This window comes from Citreicoccus inhibens (assembly GCF_019039035.1).
GTDB lineage: Bacteria > Myxococcota > Myxococcia > Myxococcales > Myxococcaceae > Citreicoccus > Citreicoccus inhibens.
This window is the reverse complement of sequence record NZ_JAHNZT010000004.1, coordinates 177,685-194,003: the sequence shown is the minus strand read 5'-3', so window position 1 is coordinate 194,003 and position 16,319 is coordinate 177,685. Positions and strand designations below refer to the sequence as shown.

Below are 16,319 nucleotides of genomic sequence, written 5' to 3'. Positions count from 1 at the left end.
GCGGGTCAGGCGTTCGGCGTATTCATGCGTGCGGGGGAAATCAATTCGCGCGGCGGGAACACGAACTGTGCGGCTCCGGACACGAGCGGTGACGCGTCCGCCTGAAGCGCTTCGAGCGCGGCGAGCCGCTCGGGCGTCCATCCACGCTGAGGCCCCGCGTCTCGCACGAGGCACCACAGCGCCACGCGCCGGGCCTGCGCGCTGGCGCTGGCGCGGAGCCGTGCGCCGACCGGCTCCAGGGTCTCGAGCGGGAGCCGCTCCACCTCGCCATGGCAGGCCTCCAGCGCGTTGGCATCGAGCAGGGCCGCCTCCCCCAGTTCCGCGATGCGCGCGGCGAAGTCGAGAGGCTCCAGTCCCGCCGCGGCGCAGCGCACGCGGAGCGCCACGAGCCGCGGGTCGTCGCTCACCACGCGCTCGGCGATTCGCGCGGCCTCGGTGACCACGGGGCGCCAGTTCTTCATGACCCCCAGCACCTGGTTCGTGGCGACGTGCAGCGCGCGAAGGTCCGAGCGGGTCGCGCCCAGGTGCGGCTCGAGCCTTGCGATGGTGCGCTCGTCACACCGGAAGAGCAGCGCGTTCGTGGCGGCCCGCACCTCGTCGTCATAGGGCGATGCGATCCGCGCGCCGCAGGCATCCAGGAACACGAACTCCCGGTCCCTGACGGCGAGGGAGGCCGCCCGTTTCAGCAACTCGATGCGGGCTTCCGGCTCGGGGCGCGCCAACACCCGGGCGAGCAGCGCGGACAGGCGCCGGTCGGACTCGGCGGTCAGCCGGTCGGCCGGGATGTCTCCCACGCGCGCGGCCATGACGAGGTCGCTGCCGGTGACGGCTCGTTCGAGGATTGCCCAGGTCGGCTCGCGGTCCAGGTGGTCCCACAGGGCGCGAAGCAGGGCGATGCGCACATCGCGGTGAAGCGGCTGTGCATCCATGTCGACGAGGCGCGCGTAGGCGGCGTCCGAGCGCAGCTCCCCCAGAAGGCGCACCACTTCCTTGGCCACGGTGACCTTGGTCAGCGGGACATCCGCCAACAAGGCCGCCACCCGCGCGGGCGGCATCCCGTTGAAGGCGCGGCGCAGGCCGTAGATGGCGATGCGCGCGAGGCCCCCTTCCAGGCTGCGCAGCAGCGTGGGCACGCCCTGGCCCTGGTCACAGCGCGCCAGCACCCGCAGGGCGCGCTCCTGCACCACCGGTCGCGGGTCACCCACGAGCGCGCACAAGCCCTCCATGGGCCCCCAGTCGAGCGCCGCCATCCGCGCCACCGCGCTCAGCAGCGTCGGCGTGTCGCGCTGGGGATCCGCGCAGACCTCCGCGAGCGCTCCGGAGTACGCGGCACACTGCGTGGCGGTCCACCGGAAGAAGCCCTGCTCGAAGGGCAGCAGCCAGCGCGAGTCGCCCAGGGTGAACTTGCCCCGGATGACGGGGGCACTCAGGTACGGCCCCAGCAGGTCCTGTCGTCGCCGGTGCAGGTAGGTGCGGACGACGTGGGCGTGGATGGCGCTGGCGTCCTGCTTCAACAAGCGGGGGAGCAGTGCGTCGAAGGTCCGGACCGCGCGGCGCCGCAGCAACCCCAGGGCGCTCTCCGAGGGGTCGCCCAGGCGCAGCGCGACGCGCTCCAGGGCCGCGAGCAGCTCCGGGTGGAGCTCCTGCTCCCGCTGCTCGTTCGCCGCCAGCTCGACGATGTCGCTCTCCCAGCCCTTGTCGAACCAGCGCCGCATCACCGCGCCCAGTCCCGCCACGAAGCGGGGGCGGTCGCACTTCGCCATCCACCGCATGATGCCCAGGGCGAACCTGTGCGAACCCGTGAGGTCGCGCATGGCTTCGAGCATCTGCGACATCCCCGGCACGAGCGCGGCGCGTGAGCCCAGGCTCTCGGACAGTCTGAGGATGGCGTCACCGCGCCTCTGGTCGGCCCAGGTCTTGGCGATGGTGAGCAGCTGCGGCGCCGCGATGCGCACCTCGTCATCGGTCAAGTGGTCACCCAGGCGTGGGTCCTGGAGTCCCCCGCGTTCTTGAATCAGGGTCGCCAGCCAGCCCGCGCCCCACTCGGCATCCAGCCGGAAGGTGCGCAGCAGGAGCCGCTCCGCGCTGTTGGCGGACTCCATGGACAGGTCGGCGGCATCGAGCGCGTCCCGCAGCAGCTGGCCGATGGCCTGCGTGTGCTCGGGACGGAAGACCTGGCGGGGCCAACTCGCGAGCGCTTGCAGCATCACGCGCCGCACGGGGTCCTGCTCGTTCTTGCGCGCCAGCACCATCGCGAACGCGGCGTCCGCCACCGCGGGCTCGTCCGGACGCAGGCCCGGGATGGCCAGGGCCGCCTCCAGGGCCGTGCCGCGCACCCCTCCCTCCGGATGGCCCAGATAGGTCTGGAGTGCGGACAGCGCTTCCTCCCAGGGGAGAAACCGCGCGTAGGCGATGCGGCGGGTCGGCTGCGTCGCCAAGGCCACGACGTCACGCAGATGGCGGCGCGCCTCGCGCTCCCGCAGGGGCTCGGGCAGGGCCTCCAGCGCATCGAGCGCGATGCTGCCATCGGCGTCCTGTGACGCGCGGCTCCAGCGCGCGTGGACGCGGTCCCGCTCCGCGCCCTCGGGAATCCGCTTCAGCAACTCGGTGCCCCAGGCCGGCGCGAGGTCCACCGCGGCGCACCACGCCTCGGCGAGGGTGACGCGCTCGGGCTCGGTCACCTTCTTGAGCAACGCCTCGGCCTCACCGAGCGAGTCGGGCCGGTGCATGACGAGCCACTGGAGGGACGCGACGTCCAGCGCCCGCACGTGGCGCGCGAAGAGGTTCGCCGGTGTGAGCGCGGACGCATGCCGCTGCAACAGGGCCACGGTCTGCCGGGGCTGATGTTCCGCCAGTCGCCTCCAGGTGGACGTGGACGGATGGACGCCGCGGGACAGCAGCAACTCGGCGAGCGTGAGGCCCGCCGCGGGCGCCTGGTCCGCGACGCGCGCGAGCGAGGCGTCGAGGAGCTGGCGCGTCACCGGATCCGGCACGCCCTCCACCGCGCGGAGCCGCTCGGCGAGCACGTCGCCCAAGGTGGTGGGGGCGAAGCGCGCCAGTCGCGTCCAGAAGCGGCGGCTCGGACGTTCCAGCGCGTGGGGGAGGTGCTTGCGCAGGCCCGAGGCGGAAGCGAGGGGGACGACATCGGCGAAGCCGTGGACGCCGGGCTGGGTCATCAACCAGTCGAGGTACGCATCGATGACGCCCTGTCGCTGTCGCTCCACCAGCCTGAGGAGCAGCTGCCCCTCGCGGCGCATCGCGTACGCCATCTTGAGGGCCTCCAGCGCCTGGAGGTCGTCGCACACCATCGGAACGAGCAGGAACGCGAGGGCGCGGATGCGGGAGGACACATCCGCGGTGGCTCGGAGCACGCGGCCCCCGTCCCTCCAGGTGAACTGGGCGCTCAGCGCGAGCCGGCGCTCGTAGGCCGCGCCCTGGCTCAGCGTGTCGAGCAGGGTGCGGTCCGCCTCTCGCGTCCTCGCCCCGCGCCCCAGCTCGACCATCCGTCGCACGCGGGCATCGTGGTGGAGGGCGGACAGCTCGGTGTGCAGGGCGCGCAGGGCGGCGTCGGACATGGCCGCGCAGGATGCCTGCTCTCTCGACTTCCTGACATGACGCGGTTGGTCAGTGACGGGCCTCGGCCGGAGTGATGGGCGCGTCCCCGTGTGCGTGGGCCCGGGTGTGGTGCGCGAAGAGGAAGCGGCGCACGGCGGCGCGGGTGAGCAGGCCGCACGTGTCGGAGCCGGGCGTTCGGCTCACCGGCAGGGCGTCCACGTCCTCCTGGTCCATCATCCGCAGCGCCTGCGCCAGGTCCGTGTCCGGCGCGAGCGAGGGCAGCTTGCGCGCCAGGTCACTCGCCACGAGCAGCGGATAGACGGACTCGTCGCGCCACACCTCGCGCAGCTGCTCCACCTGCACCGTGCCGTAGACGCGGCCCTCGGTGTCGAGCACGGGGAGGGTGCCCGCCTCGGCGGTGAGCAGCAGGTCCGTCAGGGGGCGCAGCGGCGTGCCCGCGGGCACGGGCACCTGCTCGGCCATCAGCGCGCGCACGGGCGTGGCTTGGAGCAGGTCCTGGTCGCTCTGGTCCTTGGGCGCCTTGCGCTCGGTGAGGTAGTGGCAGAGCGCGGACGCGATGGTGCACGTCACCATGAGCGGCAGGATGATGTCGTGGCTCCCGCTCAGCTCGTACAGCATCATCATGCCGGTGAGCGGGCCTCGGGTGAGCGCCGCGACCGCGCCGCCCATGCCGACGATGGCGTAGGCCCCGCTGGGGCCGGTGCTCGCGGGGAAGACGTAGTGCACCAGCGTGCCAAACGCGCCGCCCGCCATGGCGCCGATGACGGCCGCCGGGAAGAACGTCCCGCCCGAGCCCCCCGAGCCGATGGTGATGGAGGTGGCCACCAGCTTCAGCGCGCACGCGGTGACGAGGAAGAAGAAGGGCAGTTTTCCCACCGCCGCCAGGTTGATGTAGTCGTGCCCGCTGCCCCACACCGTGGGGCTCACCATGGCGAGCAGGCCCGCGCACAGGCCGCCCAGGGCCGCGCGCTGCGGCAGCGGACGGGCGCCCAGCCACGGTGACAGCCGTCCCCCCATCCGCCCGTGGAAGAAGTGCTCCACCCCGTGCAGCATGCGCACGAACGCGAAGGCCAGGAGGCCGCAGCCGATGCCCAGGCCCGCGTAGGCGAACACCTCGGCGCCGCTGATGAGCTCGTAGTCGACGTGGTGAATCATGGGCGCCTCGCCCAGGACGCCCCGGCTCACCAGCGTCCCCGCCACGCTGGCGAGGATGATGGGCGAGAACACGCGCAGCTCGAACTCGCGCAGGATGATCTCCATCGCGAACACCGCGCCCGCGATGGGGGCGTTGAAGGACGCCGAGATGCCCGCGCCCGCCCCGCACGCCAGCAGGATGGACAGCTCCTTGCGGCTGAAGCCCAGCACCCGGCCCACCGTGGACGCGAACGCCGCGCCGCCATAGACGATGGGCCCCTCTCGCCCGCCCGAGCCACCGCTTCCGATGGTGATGGCGGAGGCAATCAGCTTCAGCAGGCCCCGGTCCGCGGGCACCATGTTGGCGCCGCTCTTCACCGCGCGGACCACCTCGGGCACGCCGTGGCCGTGCGTCTCCGGCCTGTCTCGCAGCAGGCGCCCCACCGCGAGCCCGCCCAGCATGGGGGACAGCAACATCACCCACCACGGCAGCGTGGGCAGCAGGCTCGGCAGGTCGTGCGAGTGGCCGAACACGCTGTTGATGGCCGCCAGCGCGACCAGCGGGTAGTAGAGCGACAGGGCGCCCAGCGTCAGCAGCGAGAGCAGCCGCAGCCGGCGCTTCACCTCGTCACGGGGGCCGCCCGGCTCGATGACCCGCGCCACCGCCAGGGCGCCCAACGCGAGCGGCGCGCCCACCAGCATGTACTCGAAGTGCCACCTCGCCTGGGAGAACGCCTCCACCAGCGAGCGCAGCTGCTGCGAGCCCGGGCGCAGCGTGTGCGCCAGGTCCGCGGCCCCGAAGGCCACGCCGCTCACCACGCCGATGAGGTTGGCGAAGATGCCGGCGGCCAGCCCGCTGTAGAGCCCCACCACCGCGCCCGCGATGGGCAGCACGGAGGGACCCGGGAGGCGAAGACGGTTGGAGGCTTGGAGCGCGGCGTGGGTGAAGCGCCTCAGGTCCGAGCGGAGGCGGATCCGCAGGGCGCGCAGGCGAGCGCGCGGGTCCGGCGGAGGTTCATCGACATTCATTTGTGCTCCCACTAAGCCAGGAACACGGCGGCTTCAAGTGACTTGGTGATGGGGCCGGTCGGTTGCCACCCACGCCACGGTTCGACCGGGTGTTCCCGGCGGGGCGGCGAGGTGGGCGTGGTACGAGGGGCGTCCCGGGGAGTCAGCGGACACCAGGCGGGGCGGGGCTCCGGGCCGCCACGCGAGCGAGGCGTCGCATGCTCAAGGCAGGAGACACGGCCCCGGACTTCACCGTCCAGGACCACACCGGAAGAACGCATCGGCTGGCGGACTACCGGGGCAAGAACGTGGTGCTCTGGTTCTATCCGAAGGCGGATACCCCGGGCTGCACCGCCGAGGGCTGCGGCTTCCGGGACCACCAGCCGACGTACGCGCAGAAGGACGCGGTCATCCTGGGCATCAGCTTCGACACGCCCGCGGAGAACAAGGCCTTCGCGGAGAAGTTCAGCTTCAACTTCCCGCTGCTCTGCGACACGGACCGCAAGGTGGGGCGGGCCTATGGCGCGGCGGATGATGCCTCGGCGGCCAACGCGCGCCGGGTGGGCGTCATCATCGGGCCGGACGGCAAGGTGAAGGCGTGGTACCCGAAGGTGGACGCGCGGGCCTTCCCGCAGGAAGCGCTCCAGCAGCTCTGACGGAACGCGGGAGCCCCCGGGGCGAAGTCCGTCGCCCCGGGCTCACGGCGCGTAGCTGCGCGAGCCCATCCGCGAGCGTACGAGCACCGCCAGCCCCGCCAACGCGAGCCAGGGCGCCACATGGCCCCACAGCACGTGCGCCACCGTTCCAGTGGGGCAGTGCAGGTGCAGCACCAGGAGGCCCGCTCCCGCGGCGGACAACCCGGCCGCCAGCGCGCGCCCCGGCGTGAAGGCCGCGCGCCGCAGCAGCACCATCGCCACGGCCAGCGGCGCCACGGACATCCCCACCTCCAGGCCCAGGCAGCGGAGCGTTCCGGACAGGAGCGGCCGATGCGAGAGCCCCGAGCCGCACAGCACCTGGGCCACCGCGAGCCCCGCCACGCCCAGGCCCAACGCCCCCCACGGACGAGGCCGGCGCAGCGGAGCCAGCGCCAGGAGCGCGCCGCCGCCCACGACCAGCAGGAGCAGCAGCGCCAGGGTCAGCACCACCGGAGCGGGCGCGGCGTTGAGCACGAGCCCCTTGCGCCCCAGCGCCAGCAAGCCCGCCGCGACGACCGCGGCATCCACGGCCAGCAGGAGCGCCAGCTCATGCCACCACGGCGTGGGGCGAGGGCTCGCGGCCAACTCCGCCAGGGCGAGTCGTCGCGCGGACTCCAAGGCCGGTGGCGCTGATGAAGGCGGGGCCTCCAGCGCGCCGAAGCCTTCCCTCAGCGCGCGGCAGTCCCCGCAGGCGGCGGCGTGCGCGGCCAGCGGGGCGGGGAGGGGCTCGCCCACAAGGTCCAGGACCTGCTCGCACTCGGGCGTCATGGCGCCACCTCGTCGCGCAGGCCGGCCAGGAGCTCGCGCAGCCGCGCGTAGCCCCGGTGCGCGCGGACCTTCACCGCGCTCTCGGTCAGGCCGAGCACCTCGGCGATCTCCGCGAAGCCCATGCCCTCGAAGCGGTGCATGAGGATGGGCAGGCGCTGTCCTTCGGGAAGCTGGGCGAGGGCGCGCTGGACGGTCCGCTCCAGGCCCGCGTCGCGCGGGGCGGGCAGGTCGGCGGGGATGGTGCTGGGCAGCTCCCCCTCGGAGGTCAGCTCCTCGGGGCGGCGCCCGCGGCGCTGGTGGTCCCTCGCCGCGTTGGTGGCGATGGCGTACAGCCACGGCTTCACCCGCGAGCCCGCCTGGAAGCGGCCCCGCGCGCGCACCAGGGACAGGAACGTGAGCTGCGCCAGGTCGTCCGCGACCGCCGCGCTGCCCGTCACCCGCGTGAGGTAGCCGTGGACGGGGCGCGAATAGCGCAGGAAGAGTGCATCGAACGCCGCGGCCTCTCCCTGACAGAACCTCGCCATCAACGCCTCATCGGACTCGTCGGCCGCACCCTCGCGCGCCGGGATTCTTCCGGTACGCACGGGCTCGATTCCAGGTTGCAGCGAGGGCGGCGTCACGGCGCGCGGACTCTAACCGGGTGTCTGCTGAGGGCCAGAGAACGGCGGGCCCACGCCGCTCAGTGTGGGAACGAGTGCGGCGAGGTGCTCCGCGCCCGCCCCGGTTCAGGACGCACGCGAGGCGCGCAGCTCCGCCAGCCACGACTCGAACGCGGGGTGCCCGTGCAGCGGAGCGAGGTCCTCGTCCGACGCCGCGTAGGCCGCGTCGTGGAAGCCCAGCTCGCTCGCTCGCCGCAAGAGGCGCACGGCGTCCGAGACATTGCGCGCCCGCGAGAAGGCGCAGGCCGCGTCGTAGGCGATGCCCGGGTCCGGCACGAACTCGAGCGCGGCCTCGCTCACCGCCGCCGCCTCCGAGTAGGCGCCTCGGATGAACAGGGCGCGCTCGGCGCACTGGAACGCGGCCGCCGGCTCCACCTGGGGGAGTCGCAGCGCCTCCTGCACCTTGCCCATCCGGATGAGCGAGCCCGCGAACTCGTGCAGCACGGTCCGGTCCCCCGTCTCGCGCCACGCCAGCTCCCACGCCGCCACGGCCTTCTGCTCATCCCCGATGAGGGACAGCGCCGCCGCCATGGCGTGCGTCTCCACCTGGGGGTGGGCCTGCACCTGGGAGAAGTGGTCCAGCGCCACGCGGCCCTGGCCCTGCTTCAGCGCCACCCAGCCCAGCAGGTGGTGGGCGCGGCTGGCGTGCGTGGGCGTGAGGGCCTCGCTCTCCAAGACGAAGTGGCCCAGGCGGCGCGCGTCGTCCAGCCGGCCCGAGGCCAGGGCCTCGCGCGCGTCGTGGAGGGCCTGCATCTCGGCCTCCTCCAGCCGGACGTTGTCGCCCTTGAGCCCCACGGACACCATGCGCAGGGCCCGGAAGCCGAACATGGCGAAGAGGAAGGTGAGGAACAGTCCGCCGCCGCGCGCCCAGCTCAGCGCCACCACGCCCAGGCACAGGAGCAGCGACAGCCCGCCCGACACCAGGAGGCCCCGGCGCCCGAACACGCGCGTCGCCACCGCGGTGCTGATGTGGCCACCATCCAGCGGCGGCACGGGCAGCAGGTTGAGCACGGCCCAGAAGACGTTGGCCTCGAAGAAGTGCTGGAGGAAGAAGTACGCGGCCGGCGACACCGTGTCCAAGGCGCCGAGCACCGCCTTGCACCCCAGCCCCAGGCCGAGGCCCGCCATGGGGCCGGCCAGGCTGCTGAAGACCTCGCGGTGCCAGGGCAGCGGCGCGGTGGCGTGCGGGTCCGTCACCCCGCCCAGGAAGACGAGCGAGATGCGCGGCTGGTAGCCGTACAAGCGGAAGACCACCGCGTGCCCCAGCTCGTGCACGAGCACCGACACGAAGACGATGAGCATCCACGAGAGGACATAGGTGGCCACGGCGCTGCCGTAGCCCGGCCCCTGCGGGTCCAGCAAGCGCTCCCCCAGCCAGCCCGCCGCGGTGGAGCCTCGGCCCGCGGTGGGCAGCGACTGGTAGGCGAGCGCCGCGGAGAACATCAGATGGGTGAGCTGAACCTCGACGGGAATGCTCCCGAGACGAAACCGGAACATGGCGAGGGACCTTAACCGCTGGAGACCGTGCGCGCAGTCCGTTGCTCGTCCACTGCAACCCCGGGGTCAATCCGCTAGGTTCCCCCGCCTCCATGTTGCCGATTGGTCCCTACGTCCTGCCGAACCCGTACATCCTCGCGCCCATGGCCGGGGTGAGCGAGCAGCCCTTCCGTGTCATTGCCTTCCGCCTGGGCGCCGCCCTGTGCCCCACGGAGCTGGTCAGCTCCCAGGGGCTGATGCGCGCCAACCAGCGCACGCTCAAGTACCTGCGCTTCGACCGCGAGGTGGAGCGGCCCTACTCGCTCCAGATTTTCGGAGGAGACCCGGAGGCCATGGCGCTCGCGGCCCAGGTGGGCCAGTCGCACGGCGCGCAGGTCATCGACATCAACATGGGCTGCCCGGTGAAGAAGGTGACGCGCAACGGGGCGGGCAGCGGCCTGTTGTGCGACATCCCCCGCGCGGCGGACATCGTCCGGCGCATTCGCGAGGCCACGGGGCTGCCCGTCACCTGCAAGATTCGCTCGGGCTGGGACGCGAAGACGCTCAACTACCTCCAGGTCGCCGAGGCGCTCCAGGAGGCGGGCTGCGCGGCCTTGGCCATCCACCCGCGCACGCGCGAGCAGGGCTACTCGGGCCGGGCGGATTGGCGCTGCATCACGGACCTGAAGCGCCACTTCCCCACGCTGCCCATCATCGGGAATGGGGACGTGAAGACGCCCGAGGACGCGCGCCGCATGCGCGAGAGCACCGGCTGCGACTACGTGATGATTGGCCGGGGCGCGCTGGGCAACCCGTGGATATTTCGCGAGCTGGCCGGAGGCCCGCCCCCCACGCCCGAGGAGCGCTGCCAGCTCGTGCGGGCCCACTTCCGCGAGCACGTGGCCTTCGTGGGAGACCCGCTGGGCGCGGCGCGCTCCTTCCGCCGCCACCTGGGCTGGTACGCCCACGGCCTGAGCGGCGCGGCGGCCTTCCGCGCCGAGGTGAACCAGCTCGACTCGCCCGCGGAGGTGGAGGACGCCGTGGCCCGCTTCTTCGTGGGCGCGGACGTGGACGCCGCGCCTCCGGATGAAGAGCAGGACGTGGACTACCGCGCGGCGCTGGGCTGAGTCGCCTCGGCCGGGGTGATGAGCCGCCGCCCGGTGGCCACCGCGCGGTAGTAGTCGCACGCGGGGGTGGGGCGGCGCTCCAGCGTCTGGAAGTCCACGTGGTACAGGCCGAAGCGCGGCCCCCAGCCCTCCAGCCACTCGAAGTTGTCGAGCAGGCTCCAGTAGAGGTACCCGCGCACGTCCACGCCCTCGGCCCGCGCGGTCAGCACCTGGGCCAGGTGTTCATGGATGTAGCTCGGCCGGCGCTGGCCGTCGCGGTCGTCGATGCCGTTCTCCGTAATCCACACGGGGCGGCCGTACCGGCGCACCTCGCGCAGAATCTGGAGGAAGCCCTCGGGCCAGTCCTCCCAGCCGATGTCCGTGTAGCCCCGCTCGCGTCGGTCCCGGTACTTGAACTCGATGAACGGCGGGCGCGGCACGAAGCGCAGGTGCGCGCGCGTGTAGTAGTTGACGCCCACGAACTCCACCGAGTCGCGCGCCGCCGGGATGTCCACCCGCGTGGAGGCCACGCCCGGCATGCTGACGCGCAGCTTCCCGGAGGACAGCGCCTCGTGGAACGCGTGGTTGTAGGCCTGGGCGCTCAGCTGGACCAGGGCGCGGTCCATGGGGTGCCACCAGCGGTCCGGCGCGAAGGCCAGCATGTTCTGGGAGATGCCCAGCTCCACCCGGCCCAGGCGCTCGAGCAGCTCCTGGCGCGCGGCGGCGTGTGAGCGGACCATGTTCTCCATCGCCGCCATGGTGCGCGGGCCGTCCGCGATGCCCGGCGGAATGGCGCCCTGGAGGTAGCCGCCCAGGAGCAGCACCATCGGCTCGTTGAAGGAGATGACGAGCGCGTCGAGCCCCTCCAGGAGCGGCGCCACCCGGCGGACGTAGCGGCGGAAGGCCTCCACGCTCGCGGGCAGGTGCCACGGCGTCAGGCCGGCGAACCAGGTGGGGTGCGTGAAGTGGTGCAGCGTCACCACGGGCCGCAGGCCGTGGGCGCGCATCCGCGTGAGCCGCTCGCGGTAGGCCTCCAGCGCCGCCTCGTCGAAGCGGCCCGGCTCGGGCTCCACGCGCGCCCACTCCAGCGAGATGCGGAACGCCGTGGCGCCCACCGCGCGCGCCAGGGCGTAGTCCTCCTCGAAGCGGTTCCAGTGGTCGACGGCGGGGCCGCATCTGGCGTGCGGCTCCTTCAACTTTCCGGCCCGCTCCCACTCGGCCCAGTCGTTCTCGATGCCGCCCTCCACCTGGTACGCCGACGTGGCGACGCCGAAGGTGAAGTGCTCGGGGAAGGTCTGCGCGTGGACGCTCATGCTGGGCGCGGACCCTACGGCCTCGCCCGACGCGGGGGAAAGCGCGGCGTCGCGCAGCGCAGATGCGCGACAGCGGACAGTGCGCGGCGCGCGCGGTGCCCAACGCGTCCGGAGGCTGAAAATCGGCCTCGCGCGCGTTTGGCGCGGGCCTCGCGAGTGCCCACTCCGCGCGTTGGACGCGCCCGAAGCCGAGAAATCGGCCTCGCCCCGCGATGCGATACATCACCATGCGTTGACACACTGGCATGTCGCCCGTACCATTCACTTCAAGCACTCACTTCCATGAATGCGAGTGCAGGGCTCGCCATGCGCGGGCCAATCACCTGAACGGAGGGTTCCGATGGCCGCGAAGAAGTCCGCGAAGAAGAAGACCGCGTCGAAGAAGACCGCGACGAAGAAGACCGCCCGCAAGACCACCGCCGCGAAGACGGCGAAGAAGGGTGCGGCGAAGAAGACGGCGAAGAAGACGGCCCGCAAGGCGCCGGCTCGCAAGCGCGCCTCGTCGGCTTCGTCGGCCCCGGCCCCCACCGAGGGCTGAAGCACGGCGTCATCTTCGGACGCGATTGACGTCCGGTGAACGGCTCGGCGGAATCCGCCGGGCCGTTTTTCTTTTCCCGGAGGGCCCCATGTCGCTGCGTCCCGTCGAGTTCGAGCAGGTCCTGACGGAGGTGGCGGAGCGACTCGTCGGGTCGGTGGCGCAGAAGGCGTGGTGCCCGCTGCCCCGCCTCTTGTACGTGGAGCTGCGAGTCCCCGGTCGCTCCCACCTCCTGTGTCTGTGCGCGGAAGGGGACCTGGCGCGCGTCTCGGTGGCGGCTGATCGCTTCCCCACCCCCGGAGAGCCCGCTCCTTTCCAGCGTTGGCTGCGCCAGGAGTTGACTGGCTTCAAGCTGGAGGGCGCCCGCTGGATGGAGGCCGAGCGGGTGGCCGTGTTCGACTTCGCGCGCGAGGACGCGCGCCGTCGTCTGGTGTTGGAGGTGGGCGCTCCCGGAGGCGTCGCCCTGCTGAGCGAGAGCGGCCGGGTGTTGATGCTCTCCGGTGAGGGCTTCGCGCAGCGCCGCTCGCTGCACCCGGGCGCGATGTGGACTCCGCCCGAGCCCGTCTCCGCCGAGGCGCTCGCGAAGGGACGCGCGCAACCCTCCCGGCTCACGCCGGACCCAGCGGCGGCCCTGCCTCTGTTGGAGTCCTCCGAGCGACTGCTGGGGCAGAAGGACAAGGCGAGCCGCGCCGAGTCCATTCGCCGCCGACTGGCGCAGCCGTACCGCGCGCGCCTCAAGCGCTCCGGGCGCACGCTGGAGAAGGTCCGCGCGGAGGCGGCGCGCGGCCCCGAGTCCGAAGCGCATCGGAAGGTGGGCGAGCTGCTCGCGCAGAACCTCTACCGCCTCAAGCGCGGCGTCACCGAGGTGACGCTCACGGCCTACACCGAGTCCGGCGTGGAGGAGGTGCGGGTGAAGCTGGACCCGAAGCGCGGTCCCAAGGAGGAGGCGGACTGGCGCTTCCATCAGTACCGGCGCCTGCAGCGCGGCGTGGAGCAGGCGCGACACCGCGAGGCGGAGCTGGCGCGCGAGGTGGCGCACGCGCAGGAGGCGCTCTCGCAGATTGAGCAGATGGACGAGGCGGCGCTGCTGGCCCAGGCCGAGGTGCTGCACGTGGCGTCCGGCGAGGACGGCACGGCGGTGGGCCGCCCCTTCAAGGAATACGTGGGCCACGGCGGCGCGCGCATCTGGGTGGGGCGTGGCTCCGAAGACAATGACACCCTCACGTTCAAGGTGGCGCGGCCCTGGCACCTGTGGCTGCACGCGCGCGGAGTGCCCGGCAGTCATGTGGTGGTGCCGCTGGAGCGCAGCGGCGAGCCCGCCCAAGAGGTGTTGTTGGATGCCGCGCATCTGGCGCTGCACCACTCGGGCGCCAAGGGCGAGCCGCGGGGGGAAGTGAGCTATGTGCCGGTGAAGTTCGTGCGCAAGACGAAGGGCGGGGCGCCGGGGGCGGTGACGTACTCGCGCGAGAAGACCTTCGTGGTGCGCATGGAGCCGGAGCGACTGGAGCGCTTGTTGAAGTCCCGTCACGGCGAGCCTTCTGCTTCCTGACGTCTGCGGGCCGGTGATGGCGGGCGCGGTTGACGGGCTGACGGAGGGCAGGCGGGCGAGAGTCGTTGGCCTTGAGTCCCGAGGGGTGCCGGGTACGATGCCCTTCGCGTGACGCCCGAGCACACCCGTCAGATGTCCCTCTTCCCGCGTGGCCTCTCCGCGGCGGCCCGCAGCGCCGCCGCCCCTGCCACGCCTGAGCCTCGGACACCGGCGCCGCTGCCGCCGCGTCACCGCGTGCCCGAGGAAGCGCCTCGCATGCTCACCGCCGCGCGCGATGAGCTGTGGACGCGCGCCGAGGCCCTCGCCTATCGGCTGAGCGCGGACCTGGGCATGCCCGTGCGGCTGGCGGTGACGGACAACCGCTCCACCATGGTGTCGTTCCGCCGCGGCTCGAGCGCGCTCCAGCTCAGGCTCCACCACATGTTCCTGGACGCACCCGAGCCCGTGGTGCGTGCGGTGGCGGACTATGCGGGCCGCGGCCACCGCAGCGCCGGCAGCGTGCTGGACGACTACATCCGGGGGCAGCAGCCGCGCATCCGCCAGATGCGCCGCGAGTCCGACGCCGAGCTCAATCCGCTCGGGCGCTGCTTCGACCTCCAGGCGATGTTCCACTCCGTCAACGCGACCTTCTTCGGCAGCAACATCCAGGCGCGCATCGGCTGGGGCCGCATGCCGCCGCGCCGCCGCCGCAAGTCCATCCGCCTGGGCGTCTACGACCACCAGACGCGCGAGATTCGCATCCACCCCGCGTTGGATCGGCCCGAGGTGCCCGCCTTCTTCGTGGAGTTCATCGTCTTCCACGAGATGCTGCACCAGCTCTTCCCCAGCACGGGACGCGGCGGGCGCCGCGTGCACCACCCGAGGGCCTTCCGGGAGCGCGAGCGGACGTATCCGCACTACGCCGCTGCGCTGCGTTGGGAGCGCGAGAACCTGGGTGTGCTGTTGCGCGGTTGAAGGCTCCGCCGCCCGCAGGCTCATTTACCGTTTTACCGAGCGGAGGCCGCTCGTTGCGTGCTTGACCGCGTCGGTGGCTGCACCCATCCTCGCGGGCTCTATGCGACGAGCGAAGATTGTCTGCACCCTCGGTCCCGCCAGCCAGAGCCAGGAGATGTTGGAGGCGCTGCTGGAAAACGGAATGGACGTGGCCCGCCTCAACTTCTCCCACGGCAGCCACGAGCAGCATCAGGAGAACATCGACAAGTTGCGCGCGGCCTCGCTGAAGGTGCGCAAGGCCGTGGGCATCCTGGGCGACCTCCAGGGGCCGAAGATTCGCACGGGCCGCTTCATCACTGGCAGCACCGAGCTGAAGAACGGTGGTGTCTTCCACATCACCACCGATGAGAGCGTGAAGGGCACGGATGAAATCGTGTCCACCACGTACCCGTTCCTCGCCGCGGACGTGAACCCCGGCGATCGCATCCTCCTGGATGACGGTCTGCTCGAGCTGCGCGTGCTGGAGACGGACAAGCAGCAGCTCATCAAGACCGAGGTCATCCACGGCGGCACGCTCAAGAACAACAAGGGCATCAATCTGCCCGGCGTGGCGGTGCGCGCGGCGGCGCTCACTCCGAAGGACCGCGAGGACCTGGTGTTCGGCCTGAAGGCCGGCGTGGACTACATCGCGCTGTCGTTCGTGCGCCAGCCGTCGGACCTGGACACGGCCCGGCAGGCCATGGCGGAGGTGGGCCGCTCGGTGCCCATCATCTCCAAGCTGGAGAAGCCCGAGGCGATTGCCCGCCTCGACGCCATCCTCGACAAGACGGACGGCGTGATGGTCGCGCGTGGCGACCTGGGCGTGGAGATTCCTCCCGAGGAGGTGCCGGCCGTCCAGAAGGACATCATCCGGCGCTCCAACCTGCGCGGCCTGCCCGTCATCGTGGCCACGCAGATGCTCAACTCGATGATTGAAAACCCCCGGCCCACCCGCGCCGAGGCGAGCGACGTGGCCAACGCCGTGTACGACGGCGCGGACGCGGTGATGCTCTCCGGCGAGACGGCCAGCGGGAAGTTCCCCATCGAGTCCGTGCAGATGATGGAGCGCATCATCCTGGCGGCCGAGTCGTCCTCGCGCTCGCAGCACCTGATGCGCGGCCTGGAGATGCCGTTCGGGCAGCAGGTGAACTTCCCGGACGTCATCGCGCGCGTGGCGTGCGAGGCGGCCAAGGCGAGCAACGCGTCGCTCATCGCGGCGTTCACGCTGTCGGGTGTGACGGCGCGCCTGCTTGCGCACTACCGGCCGTCGGTGCCCATCATCGCGTTCAGCCCGAACCAGGAGGTGCGCCGCCGCCTGTCGCTGGTGTGGGGCGTGGTGCCGCGCGTGCTGGAGCCCATCCAGGAGTCGGAGGCCATGGTGCGCCGCGTGGAGGAGGAGCTGCTCGCGCGCGGACTGGCTCGCCAGGGCGACCGCATCGTCATCGTCTTCGGCGCGCCCGTGGGTCAGCCCGGGAAGATCAACAGCCTGCGCCTGCACACCATCCGCTGACGCGAGGCTCGGGGTCCT

The 16,319-nt window shown here is 72.1% G+C and carries 12 protein-coding genes; 6 read left to right on the top strand and 6 right to left on the bottom strand.

All coding sequences use genetic code 11. The annotated features are described in order from the left end of the window. Positions 1 to 5: 5 nt before the first annotated feature. Both KRR26_RS07235 and KRR26_RS07230 read right to left on the bottom strand, forming a co-directional pair. Positions 6 to 3,575, bottom strand: a complete 3,570-nt coding sequence (locus KRR26_RS07235; protein WP_236068374.1) for a hypothetical protein — start codon at positions 3,573 to 3,575, stop codon at positions 6 to 8. Between the two features lie 49 nt (positions 3,576 to 3,624). After that, a complete protein-coding gene (locus KRR26_RS07230; RefSeq protein WP_217079454.1) occupies positions 3,625 to 5,739 on the bottom strand; it encodes a chloride channel protein in 2,115 nt (704 codons plus the stop codon). 197 nt (positions 5,740 to 5,936) lie between these two features. Between KRR26_RS07230 and KRR26_RS07225 the strand changes: the two genes are divergently transcribed. Beyond that, a complete protein-coding gene (locus KRR26_RS07225) occupies positions 5,937 to 6,374 on the top strand; it encodes a peroxiredoxin (RefSeq protein WP_120205995.1) in 438 nt (145 codons plus the stop codon). 42 nt (positions 6,375 to 6,416) lie between these two features. Here KRR26_RS07225 and KRR26_RS07220 read toward each other — a convergent pair whose 3' ends face one another. From KRR26_RS07220 to KRR26_RS07210, 3 genes are all read right to left on the bottom strand, one after another. Further along, positions 6,417 to 7,181 carry an NrsF family protein gene (locus tag KRR26_RS07220; RefSeq protein ID WP_120205996.1) on the bottom strand — a complete coding sequence of 255 codons (765 nt, stop codon included), beginning with the start codon at positions 7,179 to 7,181 and terminating at the stop codon, positions 6,417 to 6,419. Further along, positions 7,178 to 7,765, bottom strand: a complete 588-nt coding sequence (locus KRR26_RS07215) for an RNA polymerase sigma factor (protein ID WP_233576885.1) — start codon at positions 7,763 to 7,765, stop codon at positions 7,178 to 7,180. The genes KRR26_RS07220 and KRR26_RS07215 overlap by 4 nt, the downstream gene beginning before the upstream one ends. Positions 7,766 to 7,906: 141 nt before the next feature. Continuing rightward, on the bottom strand, positions 7,907 to 9,337 hold the full coding sequence (locus KRR26_RS07210) for a site-2 protease family protein (RefSeq protein ID WP_120206000.1): 1,431 nt from the start codon (positions 9,335 to 9,337) through the stop codon (positions 7,907 to 7,909). A 92-nt stretch (positions 9,338 to 9,429) separates the two neighbouring features. Here KRR26_RS07210 and dusB point away from each other — a divergent pair, with 92 nt between their 5' ends. Next, positions 9,430 to 10,443 carry a tRNA dihydrouridine synthase DusB gene (dusB, locus tag KRR26_RS07205; protein WP_120206002.1) on the top strand — a complete coding sequence of 338 codons (1,014 nt, stop codon included), beginning with the start codon at positions 9,430 to 9,432 and terminating at the stop codon, positions 10,441 to 10,443. Here the strand turns inward: dusB and KRR26_RS07200 are convergent. Further along, complete coding sequence (locus tag KRR26_RS07200) at positions 10,422 to 11,735, bottom strand: glycoside hydrolase family 1 protein (RefSeq protein WP_217079453.1); 1,314 nt, start codon at positions 11,733 to 11,735, stop codon at positions 10,422 to 10,424. The two genes, dusB and KRR26_RS07200, sit on opposite strands and share 22 nt — an antisense overlap. Before the next feature lie 340 nt (positions 11,736 to 12,075). Between KRR26_RS07200 and KRR26_RS07195 the strand changes: the two genes are divergently transcribed. The 4 genes from KRR26_RS07195 to pyk all read left to right on the top strand — a co-directional run bounded on the left by KRR26_RS07195 (position 12,076) and on the right by pyk (position 16,301). Then, positions 12,076 to 12,273 (top strand): excinuclease ABC subunit A, encoded by a 198-nt coding sequence (locus KRR26_RS07195; RefSeq protein ID WP_120206006.1) that lies wholly within the window; start codon positions 12,076 to 12,078, stop codon positions 12,271 to 12,273. 88 nt (positions 12,274 to 12,361) lie between these two features. Further along, positions 12,362 to 13,819 (top strand): NFACT family protein, encoded by a 1,458-nt coding sequence (locus KRR26_RS07190; protein ID WP_217079452.1) that lies wholly within the window; start codon positions 12,362 to 12,364, stop codon positions 13,817 to 13,819. Positions 13,820 to 13,951: 132 nt separating this feature from the next. After that, positions 13,952 to 14,773 carry a hypothetical protein gene (locus KRR26_RS07185; RefSeq protein ID WP_120206154.1) on the top strand — a complete coding sequence of 274 codons (822 nt, stop codon included), beginning with the start codon at positions 13,952 to 13,954 and terminating at the stop codon, positions 14,771 to 14,773. Between the two features lie 100 nt (positions 14,774 to 14,873). Further along, positions 14,874 to 16,301, top strand: a complete 1,428-nt coding sequence (gene pyk, locus KRR26_RS07180) for a pyruvate kinase (RefSeq protein WP_120206009.1) — start codon at positions 14,874 to 14,876, stop codon at positions 16,299 to 16,301. The last annotated feature ends 18 nt before the right edge of the window (positions 16,302 to 16,319 follow it).

Excerpts from the sequence above, each read along its gene's own strand:
- KRR26_RS07235 (WP_236068374.1), bottom strand. The coding sequence starts at position 3,575 with ATGTCCGACGCCGCCCTGCGCGCCCTGCACACCGAGCTGTCCGCCCTC.
- KRR26_RS07230 (WP_217079454.1), bottom strand. The coding sequence starts at position 5,739 with ATGAATGTCGATGAACCTCCGCCGGACCCGCGCGCTCGCCTGCGCGCC.
- KRR26_RS07225 (WP_120205995.1), top strand. The coding sequence starts at position 5,937 with ATGCTCAAGGCAGGAGACACGGCCCCGGACTTCACCGTCCAGGACCAC.
- KRR26_RS07220 (WP_120205996.1), bottom strand. The coding sequence starts at position 7,181 with ATGACGCCCGAGTGCGAGCAGGTCCTGGACCTTGTGGGCGAGCCCCTC.
- KRR26_RS07210 (WP_120206000.1), bottom strand. The coding sequence starts at position 9,337 with ATGTTCCGGTTTCGTCTCGGGAGCATTCCCGTCGAGGTTCAGCTCACC.
- dusB (WP_120206002.1), top strand. The coding sequence starts at position 9,430 with ATGTTGCCGATTGGTCCCTACGTCCTGCCGAACCCGTACATCCTCGCG.
- KRR26_RS07200 (WP_217079453.1), bottom strand. The coding sequence starts at position 11,735 with ATGAGCGTCCACGCGCAGACCTTCCCCGAGCACTTCACCTTCGGCGTC.
- KRR26_RS07195 (WP_120206006.1), top strand. The coding sequence starts at position 12,076 with ATGGCCGCGAAGAAGTCCGCGAAGAAGAAGACCGCGTCGAAGAAGACC.
- KRR26_RS07190 (WP_217079452.1), top strand. The coding sequence starts at position 12,362 with ATGTCGCTGCGTCCCGTCGAGTTCGAGCAGGTCCTGACGGAGGTGGCG.
- KRR26_RS07185 (WP_120206154.1), top strand. The coding sequence starts at position 13,952 with ATGTCCCTCTTCCCGCGTGGCCTCTCCGCGGCGGCCCGCAGCGCCGCC.
- pyk (WP_120206009.1), top strand. The coding sequence starts at position 14,874 with ATGCGACGAGCGAAGATTGTCTGCACCCTCGGTCCCGCCAGCCAGAGC.